General features: G+C 60.2%; 21 protein-coding genes and 1 riboswitch. Of the genes, 15 read left to right on the top strand and 6 right to left on the bottom strand.

Translation table 11 applies throughout. The features are described from left to right. Position 1 precedes the first annotated feature (1 nt). A complete protein-coding gene (locus tag ACQUTP_RS06135; RefSeq protein WP_080828048.1) occupies positions 2 to 1,813 on the bottom strand; it encodes an adenine deaminase in 1,812 nt (603 codons plus the stop codon). A gap of 120 nt (positions 1,814 to 1,933) precedes the next feature. On the opposite strand from ACQUTP_RS06135, the gene ACQUTP_RS06130 reads away from it, so the two are divergent. Further along, positions 1,934 to 2,848: a LysR family transcriptional regulator gene (locus tag ACQUTP_RS06130; RefSeq protein ID WP_025999155.1), complete on the top strand. Its 915-nt coding sequence runs from the start codon at positions 1,934 to 1,936 to the stop codon at positions 2,846 to 2,848. Here the strand turns inward: ACQUTP_RS06130 and ACQUTP_RS06125 are convergent. Then, the gene (locus ACQUTP_RS06125) at positions 2,845 to 3,267 is read right to left on the bottom strand and encodes a universal stress protein (protein WP_017899346.1); all 423 of its coding nucleotides are present in this window, start codon (positions 3,265 to 3,267) and stop codon (positions 2,845 to 2,847) included. The genes ACQUTP_RS06130 and ACQUTP_RS06125 overlap by 4 nt on opposite strands. Before the next feature lie 184 nt (positions 3,268 to 3,451). Continuing rightward, a riboswitch (TPP riboswitch) is annotated at positions 3,452 to 3,549 on the top strand. Positions 3,550 to 3,583: 34 nt separating this feature from the next. On the opposite strand from ACQUTP_RS06125, the gene thiM reads away from it, so the two are divergent. The 3 genes from thiM (at position 3,584) to fbaB (ending at position 6,354) form a co-directional block, all read left to right on the top strand. Next, on the top strand, positions 3,584 to 4,357 hold the full coding sequence (gene thiM, locus ACQUTP_RS06120; protein WP_064183478.1) for a hydroxyethylthiazole kinase: 774 nt from the start codon (positions 3,584 to 3,586) through the stop codon (positions 4,355 to 4,357). Continuing rightward, a complete protein-coding gene (thiD, locus tag ACQUTP_RS06115; protein ID WP_009307429.1) occupies positions 4,354 to 5,154 on the top strand; it encodes a bifunctional hydroxymethylpyrimidine kinase/phosphomethylpyrimidine kinase in 801 nt (266 codons plus the stop codon). Before thiM ends, thiD begins: the two co-directional genes overlap by 4 nt. Before the next feature lie 147 nt (positions 5,155 to 5,301). Continuing rightward, positions 5,302 to 6,354: a class I fructose-bisphosphate aldolase gene (gene fbaB / locus ACQUTP_RS06110; protein ID WP_004201578.1), complete on the top strand. Its 1,053-nt coding sequence runs from the start codon at positions 5,302 to 5,304 to the stop codon at positions 6,352 to 6,354. Positions 6,355 to 6,414: 60 nt separating this feature from the next. Here fbaB and ACQUTP_RS06105 read toward each other — a convergent pair whose 3' ends face one another. The 3 genes from ACQUTP_RS06105 to ACQUTP_RS06095 all read right to left on the bottom strand — a co-directional run bounded on the left by ACQUTP_RS06105 (position 6,415) and on the right by ACQUTP_RS06095 (position 10,163). After that, the gene (locus tag ACQUTP_RS06105; RefSeq protein ID WP_428902358.1) at positions 6,415 to 7,698 is read right to left on the bottom strand and encodes an RbtT/DalT/CsbX family MFS transporter; all 1,284 of its coding nucleotides are present in this window, start codon (positions 7,696 to 7,698) and stop codon (positions 6,415 to 6,417) included. Positions 7,699 to 7,778: 80 nt separating this feature from the next. Then, a complete protein-coding gene (locus ACQUTP_RS06100; RefSeq protein WP_153245102.1) occupies positions 7,779 to 9,386 on the bottom strand; it encodes an FGGY-family carbohydrate kinase in 1,608 nt (535 codons plus the stop codon). A gap of 27 nt (positions 9,387 to 9,413) precedes the next feature. Further along, positions 9,414 to 10,163 (bottom strand): SDR family oxidoreductase, encoded by a 750-nt coding sequence (locus ACQUTP_RS06095; RefSeq protein WP_023318720.1) that lies wholly within the window; start codon positions 10,161 to 10,163, stop codon positions 9,414 to 9,416. A 255-nt stretch (positions 10,164 to 10,418) separates the two neighbouring features. Here ACQUTP_RS06095 and ACQUTP_RS06090 point away from each other — a divergent pair, with 255 nt between their 5' ends. Beyond that, on the top strand, positions 10,419 to 11,420 hold the full coding sequence (locus tag ACQUTP_RS06090; RefSeq protein ID WP_023318719.1) for a LacI family DNA-binding transcriptional regulator: 1,002 nt from the start codon (positions 10,419 to 10,421) through the stop codon (positions 11,418 to 11,420). Between the two features lie 14 nt (positions 11,421 to 11,434). On the opposite strand, the gene ACQUTP_RS06085 is transcribed toward ACQUTP_RS06090, so the two are convergent. Next, complete coding sequence (locus ACQUTP_RS06085) at positions 11,435 to 12,376, bottom strand: sugar-binding transcriptional regulator (RefSeq protein ID WP_004201572.1); 942 nt, start codon at positions 12,374 to 12,376, stop codon at positions 11,435 to 11,437. A 206-nt stretch (positions 12,377 to 12,582) separates the two neighbouring features. Here ACQUTP_RS06085 and dalD point away from each other — a divergent pair, with 206 nt between their 5' ends. The 10 genes from dalD to ACQUTP_RS06035 all read left to right on the top strand — a co-directional run bounded on the left by dalD (position 12,583) and on the right by ACQUTP_RS06035 (position 24,230). Continuing rightward, positions 12,583 to 13,950, top strand: coding sequence for a D-arabinitol 4-dehydrogenase (gene dalD / locus ACQUTP_RS06080; protein ID WP_222903553.1), 1,368 nt, complete (start codon positions 12,583 to 12,585; stop codon positions 13,948 to 13,950). 9 nt (positions 13,951 to 13,959) lie between these two features. Beyond that, positions 13,960 to 15,423 carry a xylulokinase gene (gene xylB / locus ACQUTP_RS06075; RefSeq protein WP_285755072.1) on the top strand — a complete coding sequence of 488 codons (1,464 nt, stop codon included), beginning with the start codon at positions 13,960 to 13,962 and terminating at the stop codon, positions 15,421 to 15,423. A gap of 69 nt (positions 15,424 to 15,492) precedes the next feature. Then, entirely contained in the window at positions 15,493 to 16,770 is a 1,278-nt protein-coding gene (gene dalT, locus ACQUTP_RS06070; protein ID WP_064189981.1) for a D-arabinitol transporter, read from the top strand. 48 nt (positions 16,771 to 16,818) lie between these two features. Beyond that, positions 16,819 to 17,481, top strand: coding sequence for an HAD family hydrolase (locus ACQUTP_RS06065; protein ID WP_285755069.1), 663 nt, complete (start codon positions 16,819 to 16,821; stop codon positions 17,479 to 17,481). A gap of 297 nt (positions 17,482 to 17,778) precedes the next feature. Next, positions 17,779 to 18,933 carry a mandelate racemase family protein gene (locus tag ACQUTP_RS06060; protein ID WP_004214749.1) on the top strand — a complete coding sequence of 385 codons (1,155 nt, stop codon included), beginning with the start codon at positions 17,779 to 17,781 and terminating at the stop codon, positions 18,931 to 18,933. Between the two features lie 119 nt (positions 18,934 to 19,052). Then, complete coding sequence (locus ACQUTP_RS06055; RefSeq protein WP_004180553.1) at positions 19,053 to 20,675, top strand: ABC transporter substrate-binding protein; 1,623 nt, start codon at positions 19,053 to 19,055, stop codon at positions 20,673 to 20,675. Next, complete coding sequence (locus ACQUTP_RS06050; protein WP_032456380.1) at positions 20,672 to 21,709, top strand: ABC transporter permease; 1,038 nt, start codon at positions 20,672 to 20,674, stop codon at positions 21,707 to 21,709. Before ACQUTP_RS06055 ends, ACQUTP_RS06050 begins: the two co-directional genes overlap by 4 nt. Continuing rightward, on the top strand, positions 21,706 to 22,611 hold the full coding sequence (locus ACQUTP_RS06045; RefSeq protein WP_004200464.1) for an ABC transporter permease: 906 nt from the start codon (positions 21,706 to 21,708) through the stop codon (positions 22,609 to 22,611). The genes ACQUTP_RS06050 and ACQUTP_RS06045 overlap by 4 nt, the downstream gene beginning before the upstream one ends. Continuing rightward, a complete protein-coding gene (locus tag ACQUTP_RS06040; protein WP_004175147.1) occupies positions 22,583 to 23,446 on the top strand; it encodes an ABC transporter ATP-binding protein in 864 nt (287 codons plus the stop codon). The genes ACQUTP_RS06045 and ACQUTP_RS06040 overlap by 29 nt, the downstream gene beginning before the upstream one ends. A gap of 10 nt (positions 23,447 to 23,456) precedes the next feature. Then, positions 23,457 to 24,230 carry an ABC transporter ATP-binding protein gene (locus tag ACQUTP_RS06035; protein ID WP_285755066.1) on the top strand — a complete coding sequence of 258 codons (774 nt, stop codon included), beginning with the start codon at positions 23,457 to 23,459 and terminating at the stop codon, positions 24,228 to 24,230. Positions 24,231 to 24,334 lie beyond the last annotated feature (104 nt).

The raw sequence follows: 24,334 nt of genomic DNA, 5'->3' as shown, positions 1-24,334 counted from the left end.
CTCAGGCTCCCTGAGGATTATTGTTGTGAGGCGTTGGCGCCGGGGTCTCCCGGCAGGCTATCAACGGGTCGACTATCTGGCGGCTGCCGCCGTCGGTGAGACCCAAATCGGTTAAATGCGGCCCGGCGTTACAGGCAAGACAGGTGCCTTCAATAGCCTTGAAGACCCGGTACGGCGGCTCCCAGTCAGCGACTCTGCTGCTCAGATCGCGCAGCTCGCGGAACTGACGCGCCAGCTCGACGGCCGGCAGATCCGACAGCATGCCGGCAATCGGCATCGCCACATGGGCGAGGATCTCGCCCTGTTGCGCCAGCGCCATCCCGCCGCCGGAGGCGATAAGCTGGTTGGCCGCCAGCGCCATATCCTCAGCATCGCGCCCGAGCACCACCAGATTGTGTGAGTCGTGGGAGTAGCTGGTGGCGATGGCGCCGCGCAGCTCGCCCCAGCCTTCAAGCAGGGCGATTTGCGGCGTCGCCTGATGGCGGCCGTGGCGGTGCTTGACCCAGATCAGGCTGAAGCCGGCGGGCAGCTGGACCTGGCCGTCGCGGATCTGCACCTCGACCTCACCCCACTGGGTGAAGCGCGCGCCGCGGATATGGCGCAGGCGGGCGACGCCGTGGCGAATGCCCTTGATGCGCAGGATAAAGTCATCGGCGGCGAGGGGGGCTATCTGTAAGGTATCGCGCGGCGGCGTTACGCCCGGCGCCGGGGCGATCGGCTTCAGCAGGCGGCCGGCCTGGGCCAGCCGTTCCCCGCCAACATAGACTTCGCGGGCCGCCAGTTTTTCCAGGGAGTCAAACACCACCAGATCGGCGCGCCGCCCGGCGGCAATCAGCCCGAGATCGTGGCGCTGCAGACGAATAGCGGCGTTGAGGGTGGCGAAACGCAGCGCGTCGACCGCCGGTAAACCGTGCTCGATCAGCAGGTTGAGCAGGGCGATGATCCCGCCTTTCTCCAGCAGCATATCCGGCGGCACGTCATCGGTGCAGACGGTGATCTGCGAGGAGAGGTGCGGCAGCGTTTTCAACGCCGCGACGATATCCGGCAGCAGATAGGGGTGCGAGCCGCGGATCTCGATCGTCAGTCCGGCGCGCAGTTTTTCCAGCGCGTCGTCCGCCGAGGTCAGTTCATGATCGGAGGTGACGCCGGCGGCGAGGTAGGCCTGCAGGTCGGCGCCGCTCAGGCCGCGGGCATGGCCTTCAATCAGTTTACCGCTGTTAAGACCGGCCTGGACAATCTCCTGCATCCGCTCGCTGCCGTGCAGCACGCCGTGCATATCCATCACTTCCGCCACGCCGCGCACTTCCGGCCAGCCGAGCATGGTCTCCATTTCCGCGCCGGCGAAATCGGCGCCGGACATTTCAAGGCCGGGGGTGGAGGGGACGCTCGACGGCGCGGCGACCATCACCTGCAGCGGCAGGTGGCGGCTGGCGTCTACCGCGTAGCGCACACCCTCGACGCCGAGGACATTGGCCAGCTCATGCGGATCCCAGAACACCGCGGTGGTGCCCTGGGTGAGGACGATTTCGGCGTAGCGCTCGGGTGGCAGATGCGAGCTTTCGAGGTGCACGTGGGTGTCCATCAGGCCGGGCGACAGGTAGCTACCGGCCAGGGAATGCACTTCATGGGCGTCGGCGCGGCTGCCGCGGGGGTGGACGCTGGCGATCATCTCGCCGACGATACCGACGTCAGCGGGGCGAATTTCGCCCGTGGCCATATCGACGATCTGCGCATCGACCAGCAGCAGATCAAACGGGGATTCGCCGCGCGCGGCCTGCACGGCGCGACGGCGGACTTGAGCATTGCTGGACATAACCACTCCGGCACAAGGATAATGCGGATACTCTAGAGGCACAGCAAACGTTTGCCCAGATGAATAAATTTATCACCCGATAAGCTCGGGTTATTGTGCAGGACCACCGTAGCGAACCCGATAATGAAAGAACCCTGGCAGCGACTGCCCGCGCTCTCACTTAAACAGCTTCAGTATTTCGTCACCCTGGCCCAGCTGCGCCATTTTACCGATACCGCCAGTCGGCTGGCGATTAGCCAGCCGGCGCTGAGCAGCGCCCTGCGGCAGATTGAAACGGTGCTCGGCGGCAAGCTGGTCAACCGCACCGCTTCGGCGGTCACCCTGACTGAGCTGGGGGCGGCGATTTTACCCCACGCCCAGCGGATCCTCAGCGTGGCGCAGGCGGCCTTTTTCGATATGCAGCAGATCGTCGAGGCGGGCGGCGACGGGACGGTGCGCATCGGCCTGGTGCCGTCGGTCAGTTCGCTGCTGTTTCCTCTGCTGCCGCAGACCCTGGCCCAGGCCTTTCCCCGCCTGCGCATTGAATTTCACGATCAGACCAACGATGCGCTTATCCTGGCGCTGCAGCGTGGCGAGATTGATTTCGGCATCGGGGCGATCGACAGCTCACTGCCCGCGGAATTGCTGGTCTATCCGCTGCGCGACGATCCCTTCGTGGCGGTGCTGCACCGCGACGATCCGCTGGCCGCGCAGGCGCATCTGCCGTGGAAACAGCTGGTGGGGCGGGACATTGCCGTGTTCTCGAAGGGCAATATCCAGCGGCTGGTGGCGGCATTAGTGGAGAGCCATCGCCTGACGCTGACCACCCGCTACCAGGTGGACTATATCGAAACCCTGTATGGCCTGGTACGCTCGCGCTTAGCGGTGGCGATTCTGCCGGAGCTGTACACCACCCATCTGCAGGACCCGGCGCTCAAGGTCGCGCAGCTGCAGCAGCCGGCGTTGACCCGCACGGTGGCCCTGATGCGCGGGCCGCAGGCGCTGCCGCCGCTTATCGAAGACTGTTTTTCCCTGCTACAGGCCGCCTTGCGCTAGGGCAGGTGCTTGATCAGCACGTCTATGGTTAAGTGGTTGATGTACTCCAGCGAGTGTGAGGAGAGGACGCCCAGCAGCCTGTTATGGTGCCCGGCAATAATTAAATCGATCTGCCGCTGTCGAATGCAGGCTTCGACATCTTCAAACCGGCGAGTGGTCACCAGCGAGAGAGTATCCACCGGCAGGGAGACGGTGCAGGCCAGCTCGTTGAGCAGGGCTTTGGCCTGGATCACCTCCTGCGAGACCTGATCGTCGCGCAGGCTGTCGGAAACATAGTTCAGCGCCCGGTAGTCGGTGCTGATGTGGGCGATGGTGATGCGCATGCCGTTCTCTTCTGCCATTCTGGCGGCATGCTCGAGCAGCGGGACGCCGTCCTGACTGCTGTTAATCAGTACCAGCGCATGGTGATAAACGGCCATGGCGTATATCCTCGGTAGGCTAAATAGCGCGTGATGTCATCATTTTCCGCTCGCCAGCAGCGGAATGCAATCTCGCCCGGTCGATTGATAAGCATGATAGCCGCGATGGTGTCGTTGCAGGGCTAAAGGCTTGTTGTATGAACCGGTGAGTTGCGGTAAATTCCACAACGCTTAACAATTTCACTATTTTGACTCGGGGTGCCCTTCTTCGTTGAAGGCTGAGAAATACCCGTACCACCTGATCTGGATAATGCCAGCGTAGGGAAGTCAGAGACCGCAGGGTCATTGCTTCTACCTCGTCTGGCGGGAGCAAACCATGCCTGAGCTGCTGAATCCCGCGCCTGTCGCGCACCTGCGCCATCTGCTGCGCGCCCATTCCCCCCTTGTGCACTGCATGACCAATGACGTGGTGCAGACCTTTACCGCCAATGTTCTGCTGGCCGTCGGCGCCTCGCCGGCGATGGTGATCGATCCTCGCGAAGCGGCGCAGTTCGCCGCCATCGCCGATGCGCTGTTAATCAACGTCGGCACCCTGACCGCAGACCGCGCCGTGGCCATGCGCGCCGCAGTGGAGCAGGCCCGCCAGGCCGACAAGCCCTGGACGCTGGATCCGGTGGCGGTCGGCGCCCTGACCGTACGCACGGCCTTTTGTCACGAGCTGCTGGCCCTGCAGCCGGCGGCCATTCGCGGCAATGCCTCTGAAATTCTGGCGCTGGCCGGGATGAGCGGCGGCGGGCGCGGGGTGGATACCACCGATACGGCCGCCGCGGCGCTGCCGGCGGCCCAGGCGCTGGCTCGTCAGTTGACCACCGTAGTGGCGGTCACCGGCGAGGTGGATTACGTCACCGACGGCGAGCGGGTGCTCAGCGTGGCGGGCGGCAGCGCGCTGATGACCCGGGTGGTGGGCACCGGCTGCGCGCTGTCGGCGGTGGTGGCGGCGAGCGCGGCGCTGCCGGGCGATCGGCTGGAAAACGTGGCCGCCGCCTGCGGGCTAATGAAGCAGGCCGGGGAAATCGCCGCCCGTCAGGGAGGCCCAGGCAGCTTTATTCCGGCGTTTCTCGACGCGCTGTATCAGGAGGTGCAGGGATGAAACGTATCAACGCCCTGACCATCGCCGGCACCGATCCCAGCGGCGGGGCCGGTATCCAGGCCGATCTGAAAACCTTCTCCGCGCTGGGGGCCTATGGCTGCTCGGCGATCACCGCCCTGGTGGCGCAGAATACCCGCGGCGTGCAGTCGGTCTATCGTATTGAACCGGACTTTGTGGCGGCGCAGCTCGATTCGGTATTCAGCGATGTGCGCATCGATACCACCAAAATCGGCATGCTGGCGGAGACCGATATTGTGGAAGCCGTGGCCGAGCGGCTGGCGCGCTACCGGGTGGCCAATGTGGTGCTGGATACCGTCATGCTGGCGAAAAGCGGCGATCCGCTGCTGTCGGCCTCGGCGGTGGAGACCCTGCGTCAACGATTGTTGCCGCAGGTGTCGCTGATCACCCCGAACCTGCCGGAAGCGGCCGCCCTGCTCGATGCTCCCCATGCGCGCAACGAGCGCGAAATGCTGGAGCAGGGGCGGGCGCTGCTGGCGCTGGGCTGCGGCGCAGTATTAATGAAAGGCGGCCATCTCGACGATGCCGAAAGCCCGGACTGGCTCTTCACCCGCGAAGGGGAACAGCGATTTACCGCGCCGCGAGTGCAGACCAAAAACACCCACGGCACCGGCTGCACACTCTCCGCCGCGCTGGCGGCGCTGCGCCCGCGTCACGCCGACTGGGCGGCCACCGTTACCGAGGCCAAGGCCTGGCTGTCGGCGGCCCTGGCCCAGGCCGACTCCCTGGAGGTGGGCCACGGCATCGGACCGGTACACCATTTCCACGCCTGGTGGTAAATGGCAGCGTAACGGGACAGCAGAATCTCCTGAAAAAATGCCCTCCCGGCTGGAAAATAGGCTAAGTCGGTACCAGGCTTAACCTGCCCAAAATAATTGGGTTGGGATAATGCATGCCGGCTCCGGCCGGCCTTACGGGAGATTGCTATGACTGATATTACGCAGTTGCTGGGCAAAGATGCCGAGAGCCTTTTGCAGCACCGTTGTATAACCATTCCGGCCGACCAGCTGTATCTGCCTGGCGCAGATTATGTTGATCGGGTGATGGTGGATAACAACCGGCCACCGGCGGTGCTACGCAATATGCAAACCCTGTACAACACCGGACGTCTGGGGGGGACCGGCTACCTTTCCATTCTGCCGGTCGACCAGGGCGTGGAGCACTCGGCGGGGGCCTCCTTCGCCGCCAACCCGCTGTACTTTGATCCGAAAAATATCGTCGAGCTGGCGATCGAAGCCGGCTGTAACTGCGTGGCGTCGACCTACGGCGTGCTGGCCTCGGTGTCGCGCCGTTACGCGCATCGCATTCCTTTCCTGGTGAAGCTCAACCATAACGAAACGCTGAGCTACCCCACCGAGTACGACCAGACCCTCTACGCCAGCGTTGAGCAGGCGTTCAATATGGGGGCGGTAGCCGTGGGCGCGACGATCTATTTCGGCTCGGAACAATCGCGTCGTCAGATAGAAGAGATTTCCGCTGCCTTTGAGCGGGCGCATGAGCTGGGCCTGGTCACCGTGCTGTGGGCCTATCTGCGCAATTCGGCTTTCAAGAAAGACGGTGTCGACTATCATGTTTCCGCTGACCTGACCGGTCAGGCCAACCACCTGGCGGCCACCATCGGCGCCGATATCGTTAAGCAGAAAATGGCGGAGAATAACGGCGGCTACAAAGCGGTTAACTTCGGCTATACCGACGACCGGGTGTACAGCAAACTGACCAGCGATAACCCTATCGATCTGGTGCGCTACCAGCTGGCCAACTGCTATATGGGCCGCGCCGGGCTGATTAACTCCGGCGGCGCGGCGGGCGGGGAGACCGACCTTGCCGACGCGGTGCGCACGGCGGTGATCAATAAACGCGCCGGCGGCATGGGACTGATCCTTGGCCGTAAAGCGTTTAAGAAATCGATGGCCGACGGCGTGAAGCTGATCAATGCCGTGCAGGATGTCTACCTCGACGGCAAAGTCACCATCGCCTAAGGCGAAAATCCGGGCGTCACCGCCCGGATTGCTCGTTGTTCCTACCCGATGTCGGGTTTATTAAGACTCCGCCGCGTTGGCGGTAAACGGTTTTGCACTCTGAGCACTGGTAAAGCCAGGCTGTTCAACGCGGATTAACGGGCACAGGAAGAAGGCCAGAATATATAAGGCGGTATAGGCAATCACCACCCCGATGGTGCTGAAATAGGGCAGCAGCACCACGGCGATCGCCGGCGCCAGAAAGTTCGACAGCCCGGCTGACAGGTTATAGACCGAAATCGCCGCGCCTTTATGGTTCGGCTCCAGCGCCGGGAACACCGCCGCCATCGGCACGAATGCGGCGACGAAAATACCCAGGGCAATAGCCGGCACCAGCGCCATCGCAAAGCTGTGGCCAAAGTGCTGAGGGATGTAGTAAAACGCCAGGCTGGAGAACGCCATCCCGATGCAGCCGAACCAGCGAATCACCTTCATCCAGCCCATTTTCTCCGCCACGATCCCCCAGAAAACGTTCGAAAAGATAGTGGTGAAGAAGAAGGCCGCCCACACCTGGAGCCACTCCGAGGTGGTAAAGCCCAGCTCATCAACGAACATCATCGGCATAATCACCGCAAAACCAAACAGCGACAGGGTGTTAATAATGCGCACAATGCTCGAGAACAGGATGCTGCGGTTGGTATAGAGCAGCGTCGCGGCGCGCCCCAGTTCGGCGAGTTTTACGCGAGTGGTCAGGTTCTGCATATGGCGCGGCGTTTCGGTATGACGCATCGACACCAGCGCAATGATGCCGCCGGTGGCGCAAAAGACCAGCGCCAGCCACAGGGTGCCCATTTCGCCAATGTGGGGAATGGTGAAGCTCGGAATATAGCTGCCGAACACGCCGATGCCCACGGAGTAGACCGCCCAGAACCAGCCCAGCGCAGAGCTGGAACTGTCGCTGCGAACGTTGTGGATAATGGCGACGATAAATGAGTAGAGGAACAGCGGGTAGGCCAGGCCGCGGATGCCATAAAACAGCAGGATCAGCGCATAGTTGGCGCGACCGAGGCCGAAGACGAGGAACAGTACATGGAATACGCACCACAGCACGAAGCCGATCATCATGGCCTTGCGTGGGGTGATGATCTCCGCCACCACGCCGGAGACCCACGCCGACAGGGCGGCGGCCAGACCGTATAGCGTAAAGGCAAAGGAAGCCTGCGCCGGGGTGAATCCGAGTGCTTTGATGTAGTGCGACAGAAAAGCCAGCTCAAAGCCGTCGCCGGTCATAAACACGGCGATGGCGACATATCCCCAGATGAGGTTGAGCGGTAGACCGTACCACTGTTTGTTATTAACGGACATGTTGACCTCGATTTCAGAGTGCAGATGAGTGTCTCCGCTGCACAGCAGCGGAGCATTATTGTTATTAAAAAAGAGGGATGTTATTCGCGAATCAGCCTGCCGGCCTGTTGTAGCGCCTTATAGGCCTCATACCTGCGCTGATGTAGCGAGCTAAACGCAGTCTCGCTGTGATAGGTGGCATCCACCTGAGTAAATTGCTTCATGGCCTCCGGCAGCGAAGCCGCGATTCCGCCCGCGACGGCGCCGAGGATGGCGGAGCCTAACAGCACCGGCTCGCTGCAGGCGGTGCTCACGACGCTAACGCCGCAGGCGTCGGCCAGCAGCTGCCGCACCAGCGGATGCTGTCCGGCCCCGCCGCTGATGACGATATTTTCACTCTCAATTCCGCAGGCGCGCTGGGCGTCGAGGATCTGTCGCAGGCCATAGCCAATCCCGCATAACCCGGCAACGTACAGCGCGGTCAGGTTATCCAGGTCCCGCTCCATCCCCAGCCCGGCAATCAGCGCTTTCGCGTGGGGGTCGGCAAGCGGCGCGCGGTTACCGAGAAACTCCGGCACCACGTGCAGACCGGCGGCCAGCGTGACCGCCTCAGAAGGCGAGGCAGCCTGCGTCAGTACGCGATCTGCCAGCCAGACCGGCAGAGGGACGCCCGCGGCTTGCGCCTGCTCGCGAGCCGCCGCCGCCGCCGGATGGAAGCTCAGCAGCTGGTCGATAGCTGCGCCGGCGGCGCTTTGTCCGCCTTCAATCAGCCAGTAGCCCGGGACCATCGCCGAATAGTAGGGGCCCCAGACGCCGGGGACGAACACCGCTTCCTCAGTGGTGGTCATGGTGCAGGAAGAAGTGCCGAAGACGTAGGCCATATTGTTGACCGCGCCGTTAAGCACCCCAACGGTGCCAATGCCGCCCGCGTGGGCGTCAATCATCCCCACCGCCACCGGCGTGCCGATCGGCAGGCCCATCTCTTCTGCCGCCGTGGCGCAAAGACCGTCGCCGCAGGGGGTTCCAGGGTCGACAATCCGCTGGCCGATGCGGACAAAATCTTCATCCGCCAGCTCGTCGAGGCCAATCTGGCGGAAGTAGCCGGCATCCCAGCGTTGTTCATGCGCCAGGTAGGTCCATTTACAGGTCACCGTGCAGACCGAGCGGGCGTCATCGCCGGTTGAGCGCCAGGTAAGGTAATCGGCGAGGTCGAAGAAGTGGCGCGCCTGCTGATAGATGTGCGGGCGATTCTCCTTCAGCCACAGAATTTTCGGCGTTTCCATCTCCGGCGAGATTTTGCCGCCAACGTACTGCAGCACCGGGTGGCCCGTCGCGTTGATCTTTTCCGCCTGCGCGGTGGCGCGATGATCCATCCAGACAATAATATTGCGGTCCGGATCGTCCGAAGGCCCGACCGCCAGCGGCGCGTCGTTATCGCCAATCACCACCAGCGAGCAGGTGGCATCGAAGCCGAGCCCGGCGATCGACGACGGCGGGACGCCGGCGCTGGCCACCGCGGTTTTAATGCAGTAGCACACCGCCTGCCAGATTTCACGGCTCGACTGCTCGACTTTGTTTCCGGCGCTGCGAAACAGGGTAATTTCCCGGGTCGCGTGGGCGAGAAGCTCGCCCCGCAGATTGAAGACCCCGGCGCGCACGCTGCCCGAACCGACATCCACACCAATCATGTTTTGCGTATCGTTTTGCATCACATCCTCTCACAGGCTGGTTACGGGTCAGAGATCCACGCTGTTCGGCAGGATCACAATGTCGCGTACGGTGACGTTTTTCGAACGCGTCACCATAAACAGCACCGACTCCGCCACTTCAATCGGCTGCATCAGACTGCCGTTGGCCAGCGCTTCATCCATTTTGGCTTTTGGCCAGTCGTCCAGCAGCGCGGTCACCACCGGGCCCGGCAGTACGGCGCCGACGCGCACGCCATACTGCGCCACCTGACGACGAGTGGTGTGGACAAACGCCTGCACAGCGAATTTCGACGCGGTATAGACAGGCTCCCAGATCACCGGCACCACGCCCGCGATGGAGCTGGTGAAAATAATATCCCCGGATTGTTGCGCGATCAGATGCGGCAGGACGCTGCGCACGCAGCGGAAGGCGGCGTTGATGTTGAGGTGCAGCACGCGGTCCCAGACGTCCGGGTCGCCCTCGGCCACCGGCCCGCCGATATAGGCGCCGGCGTTGGCGTGGAAGATATCGAGACGCCCGGTAAGCTGCAAAATGCCCTGCAGAAGATTATCGACCTGGTCCGCCTGCATCAGATCCACCTGCAGAGCGAAGGCGTTTTCGCCAAGTTCGGCGACCAGTTTGTTGAGCTTTTCGCCTTCGCGGTCGATTAGCACTACTTTTGCGCCAGCCCCCAGCAGGGTCTTCGCGCACTCGAGGCCGATACCGGACGCCGCGCCAGTGATCGCGGCGACTTTACCGCTGAGGGAAGTATTCATAGAGGAGACAGAGTGGTTCATTTTATAATCCTTTGCCGTGTCTGGTTAAAACTATCGAACCCGAGGGCATCGCGTTCGAGGTTATGGACAAAAACCTGGTAACATATTGAATATCAGCATCATTATTCAGGCTTGCTGGCATGTTAAGGCAGTATGCGCGCGTACTTCCTGGCGTGAAATGGATGCTCAATCGATGAAGCTATGTTGCGCTCGCTTCATCGATTGAGCAAGTGGGGAAATTAACAGCGACATGATTTTGTGACGCAAGTTGGAAAAATGAAGAAGATAACGATTTACGACCTGGCGGAGCTTTCCGGCGTTTCGGCGAGCGCGGTGAGCGCTATCCTCAACGGTAACTGGAAAAAGCGCCGCATCAGCGCAAAGCTTGCCGAGAAGGTGACCCGGATTGCTGAGGAGCAGGGCTATGCGATTAACCGCCAGGCCAGCATGCTGCGCAGTAAAAAATCACACGTCATTGGCATGATTATCCCCAAATACGATAACCGCTACTTCGGTTCCGTCGCCGAACGCTTTGAGGAGATGGCCCGCGAGCGTGGCCTGCTGCCGATTATCACCTGTACGCGCCGAAGCCCGGAGCTGGAGCTCGAAGCGGTAAAAGCGATGCTCTCCTGGCAGGTTGACTGGGTGATCGCGACCGGGGCGACCAATCCGGATAAAATTTCCGCGCTCTGCCAGCAGGCGGGCGTGCCTACGGTCAATCTCGACCTGCCGGGGTCTCTCTCTCCGTCGGTGATTTCGGATAACTACGGCGGTGCGAAAGCGCTGACCCACAAGATCCTCGCTAACAGCGCCCGCCGTCGGGGATCGCTGGCGCCGCTGACCTTCATCGGCGGGCGCAGCAGCGACCATAACACCAGCGAGCGTTTACGCGGTTTCCACGATGCGCATCACGAGCAGGGGCTGAGCGTGCCGCAGGCGAATATTCTGGCTCCCGGCTATTCGAAAGGTCACGTCGAGGACTGCCTGCAGGAGCGGTTTGGCAGCGCGAAGACGCTATTGCAGGGGATATTTGTTAACTCGACGATATCCCTTGAAGGGGTTGTGCGCTGGCTGTCGCAGGTGGGGCTGACCGGCAGCGAGCAGCCGCCGATGGGCTGCTTCGACTGGGATCCGTTTGTCTATCTGCTGGGGCACGATATCGACATGGTGCAGCAGGACGTGCCGGCGATGCTGGACGCTGTTTTTTCGATTATTGACGCCGGCGAAGCCAGCCAGCAGCGGATTGAAATTCCGCCGCGACTGATGAGCAGCAGCTGAGTCGCTGTTTGCCGTTAGCGCGTCAGCAGCCAGCGAGCGGTATGTTCATCGGTCACCAGGCCGTTGATCCAGCCGCCTTTAAGGGCGGCCAGGATCGCCGGTCGTTTGTATTCTCCACAGGCCGCGGCAATCCGCGGGCAGTGGTTCTGGCGGATATCATAGCTGGTGATCATGCGGTTGATCTCGCTGTCGACCACCTCGCCTTCTGCATCAATAAACCGCCCGAGGATCTCCCCGATGCCGCCGCGGGCGGTCAGCTCATCCATCTGCGCCTGATTGATAAATCCGTCTTTAAAGATCGGGCTTTGCGTGCCCAGCGGACCAATACCGACAAAAATCACGTCCGCCTCCCGGGCGACGCCAGAGACGCTGCGGAATAAGCGATTGGTGCACCACATCTCATACTCATCCGCGGTCTGGGCGTAGCGCGGCGCCGGCCACTGATAGTACTTGGCTTTTATTTTGCTCGTCAGCAGCAGGGGCACGTCATCGTAATAGTTGCACTGCCCGTCGGCGTCCATGGCGCTGATCAGCGCCACGCAGCGGGTATTCAGGCTGTCGAAATCGATGCGCTGCAGCGCTTTTTTCAGGGTCAGGCCCGAGCCCAGACCGATGATTTTCTCTTTATCATCCTGCAGGTAGCGAGCCATCAGCTGATAGCAGCCAAACGATACGCTGTCGAGGGTGCTTTCTTCGCTAAAGGCGGGGACCACATTGCACTCAAGAAGCCGATACTTTTCCTGCAACAACTGCGCATAATCGAGGCAGTTCGCCACTGGATGGTGCAGATTAATCGACACAATCCCTTCTTCTTTCGCGGCGGCGATCAGCCGTTGCACCACCGGTCTGGAGGTGCCCAGCTGGCTGGCAATCTCGCTCTGATTCTGGCCGGCGATGTAGTACATCCATGCGGCACGCACCTTCTGATCCAACCGGATATCGTCTTCTTTACTCATGGTTTCCCGCCCTAAGTTGCTGGCCTGGGCACGCAATTGGCCCGGCGAATAGCCGCATTCTCGCCGTGGTTGGCATAACTGGCAAGCTTTTGCTCTCGACTGGTCATTTGTAATTTAATTGGGTAATTGTTCTTTTGTGATCTGTGGCTCTTATTTTGGTCAAATGATCAATTACAGTGGCGCCATCAACTCAAGGAGAGCAGAACATGAACAATCAATTCACATGGCTTCACATTGGTCTGGGTTCTTTTCATCGCGCGCATCAGGCGTGGTATCTGCATCGTCTGATGGCTTCCGGGGATAAGCGCTGGCGCATCGCGGCGGGCAATATCCGCAACGACGCCGAGCAGGTGGTGCAGGCGCTGGCGGCGCAGGGAGGACGTTACGTGCTGGAGACCGTCAGCCCGGAAGGGGAGCGCGAATATGAAGAAATCACCTCTATTCAGAAACTGCTGCCGTGGCAGGCAGGGCTGCAGCCGCTGATTAACGAAGGGGCCAATCCGCAAACAAAAGTTATCGCCTTTACCGTGACGGAAGGGGGGTACTACCTGAACACCCGCCATCAGCTGGAAACCAGCAACCCCGATCTGCAGGCCGACCTGAAAGGCGAATGCAAAACCATTTACGGCACCCTCGCACGAATTCTGGAAAAGCGCATGGCGGACAATGCCGGGCCGCTGACCCTGCTCAACTGCGACAACGTGCGGCATAACGGTGAGCGCTTCCACGACGGGATGGTGGAGTTCCTGCAGCTTACCGGCAAACAGGCGGTGATTGACTGGATGGCCGCGAATACCACCTGTCCGAATACCATGGTGGACCGCATCACCCCGCGTCCGGCGGCCGATCTGCCGGCCCGTATCAAAGCGCAAACCGGCATTGACGATAAGGCGCCGGTAATGGGCGAGACCTTTATCCAGTGGGTGGTGGAGAACAACTTCCGCGATGCCCGCCCAAATCTGGAAGCGGTCGGCGTGGAGATGGTCGAGTCGGTTATCCCCTATGAAGAGGCGAAAATCCGCATCCTGAACGCGTCCCACAGCTGCATTGCCTGGGCGGGGACCTTAATCGGCCAGCAGTATATTCACGAAAGCACGCTCACCGATGCTATCTACGCCATTGCCGACCGCTACGTCACGGAGGATGTCATTCCTTGCCTCGGCGATAACGGCATTGATCTGCCGACCTACCGCGATGTGGTGCTCAAGCGCTTTACCAACCCGCATATCCAGGACACCAACCAGCGCGTTGCCGCCGATGGTTTCTCAAAGATTCCGGCGATGATCGCGCCAACCTTGCAGGAGTGCTATCAGCGCGGCGTCCGTCCGGAAGCGACCGCCATGCTGCCGGCGCTGTTCTTCGTCTTTATGGAGCAGTGGCACAAGGGAACTCTGCCGTATCAGTACCAGGACGGCATCCTGGATGCGCAGGCGGTGCATGAGATGTTCGAGGCTCAGGATCCGGTGGCTGTCTTCGCCCGTGATAAAGCCCTGTTTGGTGATCTCGCCAACAACGCGGATTTCCTGGCGCTGATGCGCGAGAAAGTCGCCGCCGTTTACACGCTGATTAAATAAGAGGTGGCTATGTATCTGGGTATCGATCTTGGCACATCGGAAGTCAAAGCGCTGATCATTGATGAGAACAATCAGGTTATCGCCAGCCATAGCGCGCCGCTGAGCATTCAGCGGCCTCATCCGCACTGGTCAGAACAATCGCCGGAGTTATGGTGGGAGGCGACGGAGTACCTGATGGCCACCCTACGGGAAAAATGCGCTCAGCACTGGTCGGCCGTCAAGGCGATTGGCCTCTCCGGACAGATGCACGGCGCGGTGCTGCTGGATGAAAAGGGGGAGACGATCCGTCCGGCCATTCTGTGGAACGACACCCGCTGCGCCGCAGAGTGCGCAGAGCTGGAGGAGATGGCGCCGGAGCTGCATCAGGTGGCGGGCAACCTGGCGATGCCGGGCTTTACCGCGCCGAAGCTGCTGTGGGTGCGTCGTCACGAGCCGCAAAACTTTCAGCGCACCGCCACGGTGCTGCTGCCGAAAGATTATCTGCGCTACCGGATGACCGGGAAGAAAGTCTCCGATATGTCGGACGCCGCCGGAACGCTGTGGCTGGACGTGGCGAAGCGCGACTGGTCCGACTCGCTGCTGGATAAATGCGGCCTGTCGCGCAGCCAGATGCCGACGCTGGTGGAAGGCTGTGAGGTTTCCGCCACCCTTGACCCGCAGGTGGCTGCGCGCTGGGGGCTGAACGCCTCGGTGGTGGTGGCCGGGGGCGGCGGCGATAACGCAGTCAGCGCCATTGGCGTCGGCGCGGTCTCGCCGGGGGACGCGTTTATTTCGCTCGGTACCTCCGGGGTGCTGTTTGTGGTGACCGACGCCTATCGTCCGGCGCCGCAGTCGGCGGTCCATGCGTTTTGTCACGTTCTGCCGAACCTGTGGCATCAGATGAGCGTGATGCTTAGCGCCGCCAGCTGTTTGCAGTGGTTCTGCCGCCTCACCGGCACCACGGAGGTGGCGCTGCTGGCGGAGATTGCCGAGCTAAGCGAGGAGGAGAAAGCCAACGCGCCGTTCTTCCTGCCTTATCTCTCCGGGGAACGAACCCCGCATAACGATCCTGACGCCCGCGGCATCTTCTGGGGCATGACCCACTCCAGCCTGCGTGCCCAGCTCGGCTACGCGGTGCTGGAAGGGGTGAGCTTTGGCATCAATGACGGTCTGCAGGCATTGAAAGAGAGCGGGACACCGATCGCGCAGTGCTCGCTGGTGGGCGGGGGCGCCCGCAGTCCGTTCTGGGCCCAGCTGCTGGCCGATATTCTCGCTATGCCGGTGGTGACCCACAAAGGCGGAGAGACCGGCGGCGCACTGGGCGCGGCGCGGCTGGCCTGCCTGGCGACGGGCAAACCCATTGACGCGGTGTGTGAAAAACCGGAAGTCTGGCAGACCTGGCGTGCGGATCCTGTTCGCCACCACACCCTGATGCAACGCTACGCGCAGTTTAAGGCCCTGTATTTAAACGATCTGCACTATCGGCAGCACTGATTTTACCACCACAGCCGCTTCGTTGAACGTCGCGGAGCGGCCACCCTGTACCCTGAAAACGAGGTCATTATGTCTATCAATAATAAACAGTGGCTCGGTTTACCCCTGAACCTGCTCTGGGGATACATCGCCATTGCCGTATTTATGACCGGCGACGGTTTTGAATTAGCGTTTCTCTCACACTATATCAAAGCGCTCGGCTTCTCTCCGGCGGAGGCCTCCTTTGCCTTTACCCTCTACGGCCTGGCCGCCGCGCTGTCGGCGTGGATTTCCGGCGTGGTGGCGGAAATTATCACCCCGCTGAAAACGATGATGATTGGCTTCGTACTGTGGTGCGTGTTCCACGTGCTGTTCCTCGTTTTCGGCCTCGGTCACGCCAACTATGCGCTGATCCTGCTTTTCTACGGCATCCGCGGCTTCGCCTATCCGCTGTTCCTCTACTCGTTTATCGTGGCGATTGTCCATAACGTCAAAAGCGACAACGCCAGCTCGGCCATCGGTTGGTTCTGGGCGGTCTATTCCATCGGCATCGGGGTCTTCGGCAGCTATATTCCGAGTTTCACCATTCCGCATATTGGCGAAATGGGCACCCTGTGGCTGGCGCTGGCCTTCTGCCTTACCGGGGGGGGGATTGCTCTGGCTTCCCTGCGCCATATTCAAACGCCGCAGCATATGCAGAATCTCACCACCCGTGAGAAGTTTGCCGAGCTGGGACGCGCCGCGACGCTGCTCTATACCAACCGCAATATTCTGCTGTCGAGCATGGTCAGGATCATCAATACCCTCTCGCTGTTCGGGTTTGCGGTGATTATGCCGATGATGTTCGTTGATGAGCTGGGCTTCAGCACTTCAGAATGGCTTCAGGTGTGGGCGGTCTTCTTCTTCACCACCATTTTCTCTAACGTGCTGTGGGGCATTTTGGGTGAAAAACTGGGCTGGATGAAGGTGGTGCGCTGGTTCGGCTGCATCGGGATGGCGCTCTCCAGCCTGGCGTTTTACTACATTCCTCAGCACTTTGGCCATAGCTTTGCGATGGCGCTGATCCCCGCCATCGCCCTCGGGATCTTTGTCGCCGCCTTCGTGCCGCTGGCGGCCGTGTTCCCGGCGCTGGAGCCGAAGCATAAAGGCGCGGCCATTTCGGTCTATAACCTGTCGGCGGGGATGTCGAACTTTCTCGCGCCGGCGATTGCCGTGGTGCTGTTGCCGTTCTTCAGCACCATTGGGGTAGTCATCGCCTATACCGCATTGTACGTGGTGGCCTTTTTCCTCTGCGCCTTTATTCGCGTGGAGCAGCCGGGGTTCTCCCACAAGGAAGCGACTGCCCGCGAGCAGGTTGAATTCTCATAGGTACTGCGGCTGGCATGCGCTTCATGCCAGCCTTAATGAGGTGAACGAATGGGTATGCAGGCGGTTATTTTTGACATGGATGGCGTGATTATTGATTCCGAGGCGCTCTGGCGTCAGGCGCAGATTGACGCCCTTGCGCAGTGGGGAGCAACGGCGAGCGTGGCTGAGTGTGAAACCCTGACCAAGGGCAAGCGTCTCGACGAAATCGCCGACACCTGGTGCCGCTATTTTCAGCTTAACCTTGCCCCATCGCTGCTGGAAGAGGCCATATTGCAGCGCATCACCGGCCTGATTGCCGCCGATGGCGAGCCGATGCGTGGGGTGCAGGAGGCGTTACGCTATTTTCGCGAAGCGGGTTATAAGATTGCGCTCGCCACGTCATCATCTCGTCAGGTTATTGCCGCTGTGCTGAACAAGCTTTCGCTCTGGCACTTTTTTGACGCGATCTCCAGCGCGGATGATGAACCACACGGCAAACCGCACCCGGCGGTGTACCTCACGACGCTGCGGAAGCTCAATCTCAACGCCAGCCAGTGTCTGGTGATTGAGGATAGCTTTACCGGCTTTTGCGCGGCCCAGTCGGCGGGGATTGCCACGATAGTGATTGCAGAAGATAGCCAGCACGCGCGTTTTAAGGCCGCCGCTGGCCGCTATCAAACCTTACCTGAACTGCTGGAAGCGCTTAGCGCGGAGCCAGCGGCGGCGGTTTAAGTCAGCCATTTGTGGGCGCAGACATTCCCGGGATGTAGCTGGTCGGTTAATCTCTTCTCTGCGCTCACGCCCTTTTTTCTCCTGGTCGATCTGCCTCACATTTCGCTCATCTTTTGTGAAAACAGTCACGTCTTGTTGTGCCAATGCCCAAATTTATGGCCTTGCTTAGCGGTGTTTGTCCGAGGCACTACTACGAAGTTGTGCTTAGATTATATATTGAAACGTATTTTCAATAATGTGAAACCGCTTTGCCGATTTGATTATGTCGATCGGATTTGGCCGTGATAAGGACCGAGCATGAAAATTGAATCTGTGAATGTCACCGTTTTCCAATATCCCACTCGTCGGGTTTCCGACAGCGCCGGGCACTCCCATCCGGGGGGTGAAAGCATGGCCAAAATGGCGATGCTGACCATCACCGCTGATGATGGGGCGCAGGGCTTTTCGTTTGCGCCTCCGGAAGTCGTGCGCCCGTTCGTGGTGAATACTTTTTTTCGCAAAGTGCTGGTGGGACAGGACCCGTTTAACCGTGAGCGTATCTGGCAGGATCTTAACCACTGGCAGCGCGGCAGCGCACATCAGCTAACGGAGCGCGCGCTGTCGTTTGTTGAACAGGCGCTGTGGGACCTGATCGGCCGCAGCCTTAAGATGCCGGTTTATAAGCTGCTCGGCGGCTATCGCGACACTGTCCCGGCTTACGGTAGCACCATGTGCGGCGACGATCTGCCGGGCGGCCTGTCGACCCCGGAAGAGTATGCGGCTTTTGCTGAGAAGCTGGTCGCCCGCGGCTACAAGGCCATCAAGCTGCACACCTGGATGCCGCCAATCTCTTTTGCGCCCAATCCCAAAATGGACATTAAAGCCTGCGCGGCGGTGCGCGAAGCCGTAGGGCCGGATATTGACCTGATGATTGATGGCTATCACTGGTACAGCCGCGCCGAGGCGCTGTGGATCGGCAAAGAGCTGGAAAAACTCAATTTCGCCTGGTTTGAAGAGCCGATGGAGGAGGATTCGATGTCCTCCTATGCGTGGCTGGCGGAAAACCTGTCGATTCCCATCGTCGGGCCGGAGAGCTTCGGCGGCAAGCACCACATGCGCGCCGAATGGGTGAAAGCCGGGGCCTGCGACATTCTGCGCGCCGGCGCTAACGGCGTGGGGGGGATTACACCGACCATGAAGGTGGCGGCGCTGGCGGAATCTTTCGGCATGGATTGCGAAGTCCACGGCAACGGAGCGGCAAGCCTGGCGGTGGTGGGCGCGATCCGCAACTGCCGCTGGTACGAGCGCGGCCTGCTGCATCCGTTCCTCGACTACGATGAACCGGCGGCCTATCTCAACAGCATTGTCGACCCGATGGATGACCAGGGATTTGTGCATTTGTCACAACGTCCGGGTCTCGGTGAAGACATTAATTTTGCGTATATCGAAGCCAATACCGTTAGCCACGACTGATTTAAAAAAATAAATACCCGATGGCGCTGCGCTTATCGAGCCTGCGGCCCGGTAGACCGGATAAGCCGAAAATGCCGCCATCCGGCAACATGTACCCTACAGTACAGGCAAACAGAGATATGAAAAAAACCTCCTTACTGGGAGCGTGTATTCTCGCGCTCGCCATGTCGATGGGGAGCGGGGAGGCGGTGGCGAAAACGCCGCCCGACCAGCTGATCATCGGCATGAATATGAATAACCTGCTCACCCTTGACCCGGCGGCGATGACCGGTAACGAAGTGGTGGGGATCGTGGTCAACCTCTACGACTCGCTGGTGGAGCTTGACCCTGAGCAGCTCACCACCGTCAGGCCCGCGCTGGCGAAATCCTGGGATATCAGCCCCGACGGCAAAACCCTGACCTTTCATCTGCGCGATGACGTTAAGTTTCACTCCGGCAACCCGCTGACCGCCGCCGACGTCGTGTGGTCAATGCGGCGCATCCTGCACCTCAACCTGGCCCAGGCCTCAGTATGGAAATCCTATGGCTTCAGTAAGAAAAATATCGACAGCCAGGTCAGCGCGCCGGACCGCTTCACGGTGCAAATCGTATTACCCAAAGATAACGATCCGCAGCTGGTGATTTACTCGCTGGCGGCGCTGGGCAACCTCGGAGTGCTGGACAGTAAAACGGTGCAAAGCCACCAGCAGGATAACGACTGGGGTAACCGCTGGCTAACCACCCATGAAGCCGGTTCCGGGCCGTTTATCCTCGAAACCTGGCAGGCGAAAGATGTGCTGCGCATGAAGCGCAACCCTGACTACTGGCGCGGCGAGGCGAAAATGAGCCGCGTGGTACTGCGTCATTTCCAGGAGTCGCAAACTCTGCGCCTGATGATCGAAAAAGGCGACCTTGATATTGCCAACAATATGGCGGTTTCCGATATCAACGCCCTGCGCAGCGATCCGCAGCTGACCGTCGATGCGGTGCAGCGCGGCACCATGTACTACGTGGCGATGAGCATGAAAGAGGCGCACTTCGCCAATCCGAAAGTGCGCGAGGCGGTGCGCTATCTGATTGATTACCAGGGTATCAATAAAGCGCTGATGCCGGGCTACGGCGTGCTGCACCAGCGGCCTATCAAAGCGGGAATGCCGTCCACGCTACCCGATCCCGGCTACAGGCTGGATGTGGCGCGGGCGAAAAAGCTGCTGGCGGAAGCGGGATATCCCAACGGCTTTGATACCACGCTGCGGGTACTCTCCGATCAGCCATTTCTTAACATCGCTATCGCCGTGCAGTCGACGCTGATGCAGGCGGGGATTAACGCCAAAATCATCACCGGCACTGGTAACCAGATCTACGGCGCAATGCGCGAGCGTAAATTTGACCTGCTGGTAGGTCGCGGCGGCAGCGGGATGGAGCCGCATCCGCACTCCAGCCTGCGCGCGCTGGTCTATAACCCGGATAACAGCGATAAGGCGCGCCTGACCAACTTCCAGGGCTGGCGTACCGGTTTTTACGACCCGCAACTGAATACGATGATTGACCAGGCCCTGCTGGAACGCGATCCGCAAAAACAGGTGGCTGACTACCAGGCCATCCAGACACGCTACGACCAGCTGGTTCCGGCTTTAATTCCGCTTTCGCAGATGGTTGATTCGGTCGTCGTGCGCAACGAGGTACGGGAGTATCAGCCGCACCCCTCCGCCACCACTTTTCTGCGTGACGTCTATAAAGTCCGCGAAGGAGAGAAAGGATGAGTACCGCAATCCTTGCGCCCGGCTCACGCGGCCGGCGCTTATCAAAACGGCTACTGCAGGTGGTGATTACACTGTTCGGCCTGCTGCTGCTGACCTTTACCATTGGCCGCGTCATGCCCATCGACCCGGTGCTGGCGATTGTCGGCCCGGATGCTGACCAGAGTACCTATCAGCAGGTTTACCAGCAGCTGGGGTTTGATAAATCGCTGACCACCCAGTTTGGCATCTATTTCGTCAACCTGTTGCACGGCGATCTGGGCAACGCGCTGCTGACCGGGAAACCGGTGGTGGACGATATTATCCGCGTCTTCCCGGCCACCATGGAGCTGGCAACGATGGCGATTATTGTCGGCGCGGGTCTTGGTATTCCGCTGGGCGTGTTGGCGGCGGCGCGGCGCAATAGCGTCTCCGATTATGTGGTACGCATTATCAGCCTGGCGGGCTACTCGATGCCGATCTTTTGGGTCGGGATGATGGGGCTGCTGGTGTTCTATGCCTGGCTTGGCTGGGTAGGCGGCGCCGGGAGGGTAGAGCTCGGGCTGGATGGTGTGGTGCCGCGCTGCACCGGGCTGATGACCGTTGATGCGCTGCTGGCCGGCAACGGCCAGGTGTTCTGGAACGCCATTAATCATCTGATTCTTCCCGCCTCGCTGCTGGGTTTTCACTCGCTGGCTTATATCAGCCGTATGACCCGCAGCTTTATGCTGGCCCAGCTGTCGCAGGAGTTCATTATTACCGCCCGGGTGAAAGGGCTGACCGAGCGCCAGGTTATCTGGAACCATGCGTTTCGTAACATCCTCGTGCAACTGCTGACGGTGGTGGCGCTGGCCTACGGCGCGCTGCTGGAAGGCGCGGTGCTGATTGAAACCGTCTTCTCATGGCCGGGGTTTGGCTCCTACCTTACCGGAAGCTTGCTGCTGGGCGATATGAATGCGGTGATGGGCTGCGTGCTGCTGGTGGGGGTGATCTTCGTGATGCTCAACCTGCTCTCCGACATGCTGTATCAATTCTTTGACCCGAGGACAAAATCATGACCGTTTCTCTGGATTCGCCGCTTTCGGGTGGTGCGGGCGAAGGCCGTCAGCGGCTGCAACGCGCGGCGGCGCGGGCCGTCGGGTTTATCGGCAAAATGGCGCGCAATCCGCTCACGGCCATCGGCGGAGGAATTATCTTTATGCTGCTGGTGGTGGCGATTTTCGCGCCGCTGATTGCGCCTTATAACCCGCTGGTACAGGACCTGAATAGTGCGCTGGTCGCGCCGAATGCGCAGCACTGGTTCGGCACCGATGAGTTTGGCCGAGATATCTTTAGTCGCCTGGTGTACGGCTCCCGCATCACGCTCTATATCGTGCTGCTGGTCTCAGTGACCGTCGGTCCGCTCGGACTGCTGCTGGGCGTCAGTGCCGGCTATTTCGGCGGTAAAGTCGATATGGTGCTGATGCGCGTCACCGATATTTTCATCTCCTTCCCGAGTCTGGTCCTGGCGCTGGCGTTTGTCGCCGCTTTAGGACCGGGGCTGGAGCACGTGGTTATCGCCATCACGCTGACCGCCTGGCCGCCGATTGCCCGTCTGGCGCGCGCCGAAACGCTCTCTCTGCGCCAGGCTGATTTTATCTCCGCCGTGCGTCTGCAGGGCGCTTCATCGGCCCGCGTCCTCTGGCGCCATATCGTGCCGCTGTGTCTGCCCTCGGTCATTATCCGTATCACCATGAATATGGCCGGGATCATTCTGACCGCGGCCGGCCTAGGCTTTCTCGGCCTCGGCGCGCAGCCGCCAGAGCCGGAGTGGGGAGCGATGATCTCCAGCGGGCGCACTTATATGATGGAGTGCTGGTGGGTCGTAACCATTCCGGGGCTGGCGATTTTGATCAATAGCTTAGCGTTCAACTTCTTAGGAGATGGCCTACGTGACATCCTCGATCCCCGTAGTGAATAATGCACCGCTGCTCGACGTGCGCGATTTGTGCGTCGACTTTGTTAACGGTAGCGCGGTGACCCACGCCGTGCGCGGCGTCTCCTTCCAGCTGGGGCATGAGAAGCTGGCTATTGTCGGCGAGTCCGGTTCGGGTAAGTCCACCGTTGGGCGCGCGCTGCTGCAGCTGCATCCGAAAAAGGCCCGCGTCAGCGCCAGCCGGATGCAGTTTGCCGACCTCGATCTGCAGCATCTTAGCGAAGCGCAGATGCGCGGCGTACGCGGCAAACGTATCTCTATGATTATGCAGGACCCGAAATATTCGCTTAATCCGGTGGTCTGCGTGGGTAAGCAAATCGCCGAGGCCTGGCTTACTCATCATCCCGGGCGCAAAGATGAGGCGAAAGCCAGGGCGCTGGAGATGCTGGAGGTGGTGCGTATTCGCCAGCCGGAGCGCGTTTATCAGCTTTATCCGCATGAAATATCCGGCGGACAGGGGCAGCGCATCATGATCGCCATGATGCTGATTACCGACCCGGAGCTGATCATTGCCGATGAGCCCACCTCCGCGCTGGACGTGTCGGTGCGCCTGCAGGTGCTGGGCCTGCTGGATGACCTGGTCCAGTCGCGCGGGCTGGGGCTGATTTTTATCAGCCACGATATCAACCTGGTGCGCAGCTTCTGCGACCGGGTGCTGGTGATGTACGCCGGACGGGTAGTGGAGTCCATCGCCGCTAAAGATCTCGATCACGCCCGTCACCCCTACACTCAGGGATTGATTAACTCGCTGCCGGATATGCAGCATCGTCGCCCGATACTGCCGGTGCTGCAGCGTCAGGCCAGCTGGTTAACGGATTAAGGAGCGGATAATGATTGAAGTTCAACATCTCAACCTCGCGTTTGGCGAGGGGGAGAAGCGTAACCAGGTGCTGTATGACGTCAGTTTCCACGTTAAGCCCGGCGAGATCTACGGTCTGGTAGGAGAGTCCGGTTCCGGTAAAACGACGGTGCTCAAGTGCCTGGCGGGGCTGTTTACCCACTGGCAGGGGAAACTGACCATCGATGCTCAGCCCTTAGGGCATGAAATTAGCCGCGAGCGCTGCCGTCAGGTGCAGATGGTATTTCAGGACCCCTACGGATCGCTGCATCCCCGTCACACCATTGGCGATATCCTCGAAGAGCCGCTGCAGATCCATCGTATCAACGACCGCGACCGGCGGATCAATGTGCTGCTGGATAAAGTTGGCCTCAACCGCGCCTTTCGCGAGCGCTATCCGCATCAGCTCTCCGGCGGGCAGCGGCAGCGCGTGGCGATAGCCAGAGCGCTGATTCTTGAGCCTCAGGTGCTGCTGCTGGATGAGCCGACGTCGGCGCTGGATGTGTCGGTGCAGGCTGAGATCCTTAACCTGCTGGCAGAATTGCAGCGGGAGGCTAAGCTCACTTACCTGATGGTCACCCACGATCTTGGGGTTATTGCCCACTTATGCCAGAAAGTGGCGGTGATGCAGTACGGGAAGATCCTCGAAACCCTGACGGTCGATGCGCTGGTCAGCGGCCAGGCGCAGACGGCCTATACGCAGATGCTGGTTAACGCCAGTCGGCAATATACGCGCGAAATGGCGCGTGAGGTGGCGGAATACTAAGCTTTATGGCGCATTGTCTCACGGCAGATGCGCCCATTTTAATAGGTAACTATTTGATGTTATAGGTTTTTTGTGGTTGTGGGTATCGTCTATTAATGTAAGCG

The sequence above is a fragment of the Klebsiella sp. 2-CIP_Kleb. genome (assembly GCF_050378715.1).
Taxonomy (GTDB): Bacteria; Pseudomonadota; Gammaproteobacteria; order Enterobacterales; family Enterobacteriaceae; genus Klebsiella; species Klebsiella quasipneumoniae.
The sequence above is the reverse complement of the archived record's forward strand: the minus strand, read 5'-3'. Positions and strand labels throughout refer to the sequence as shown.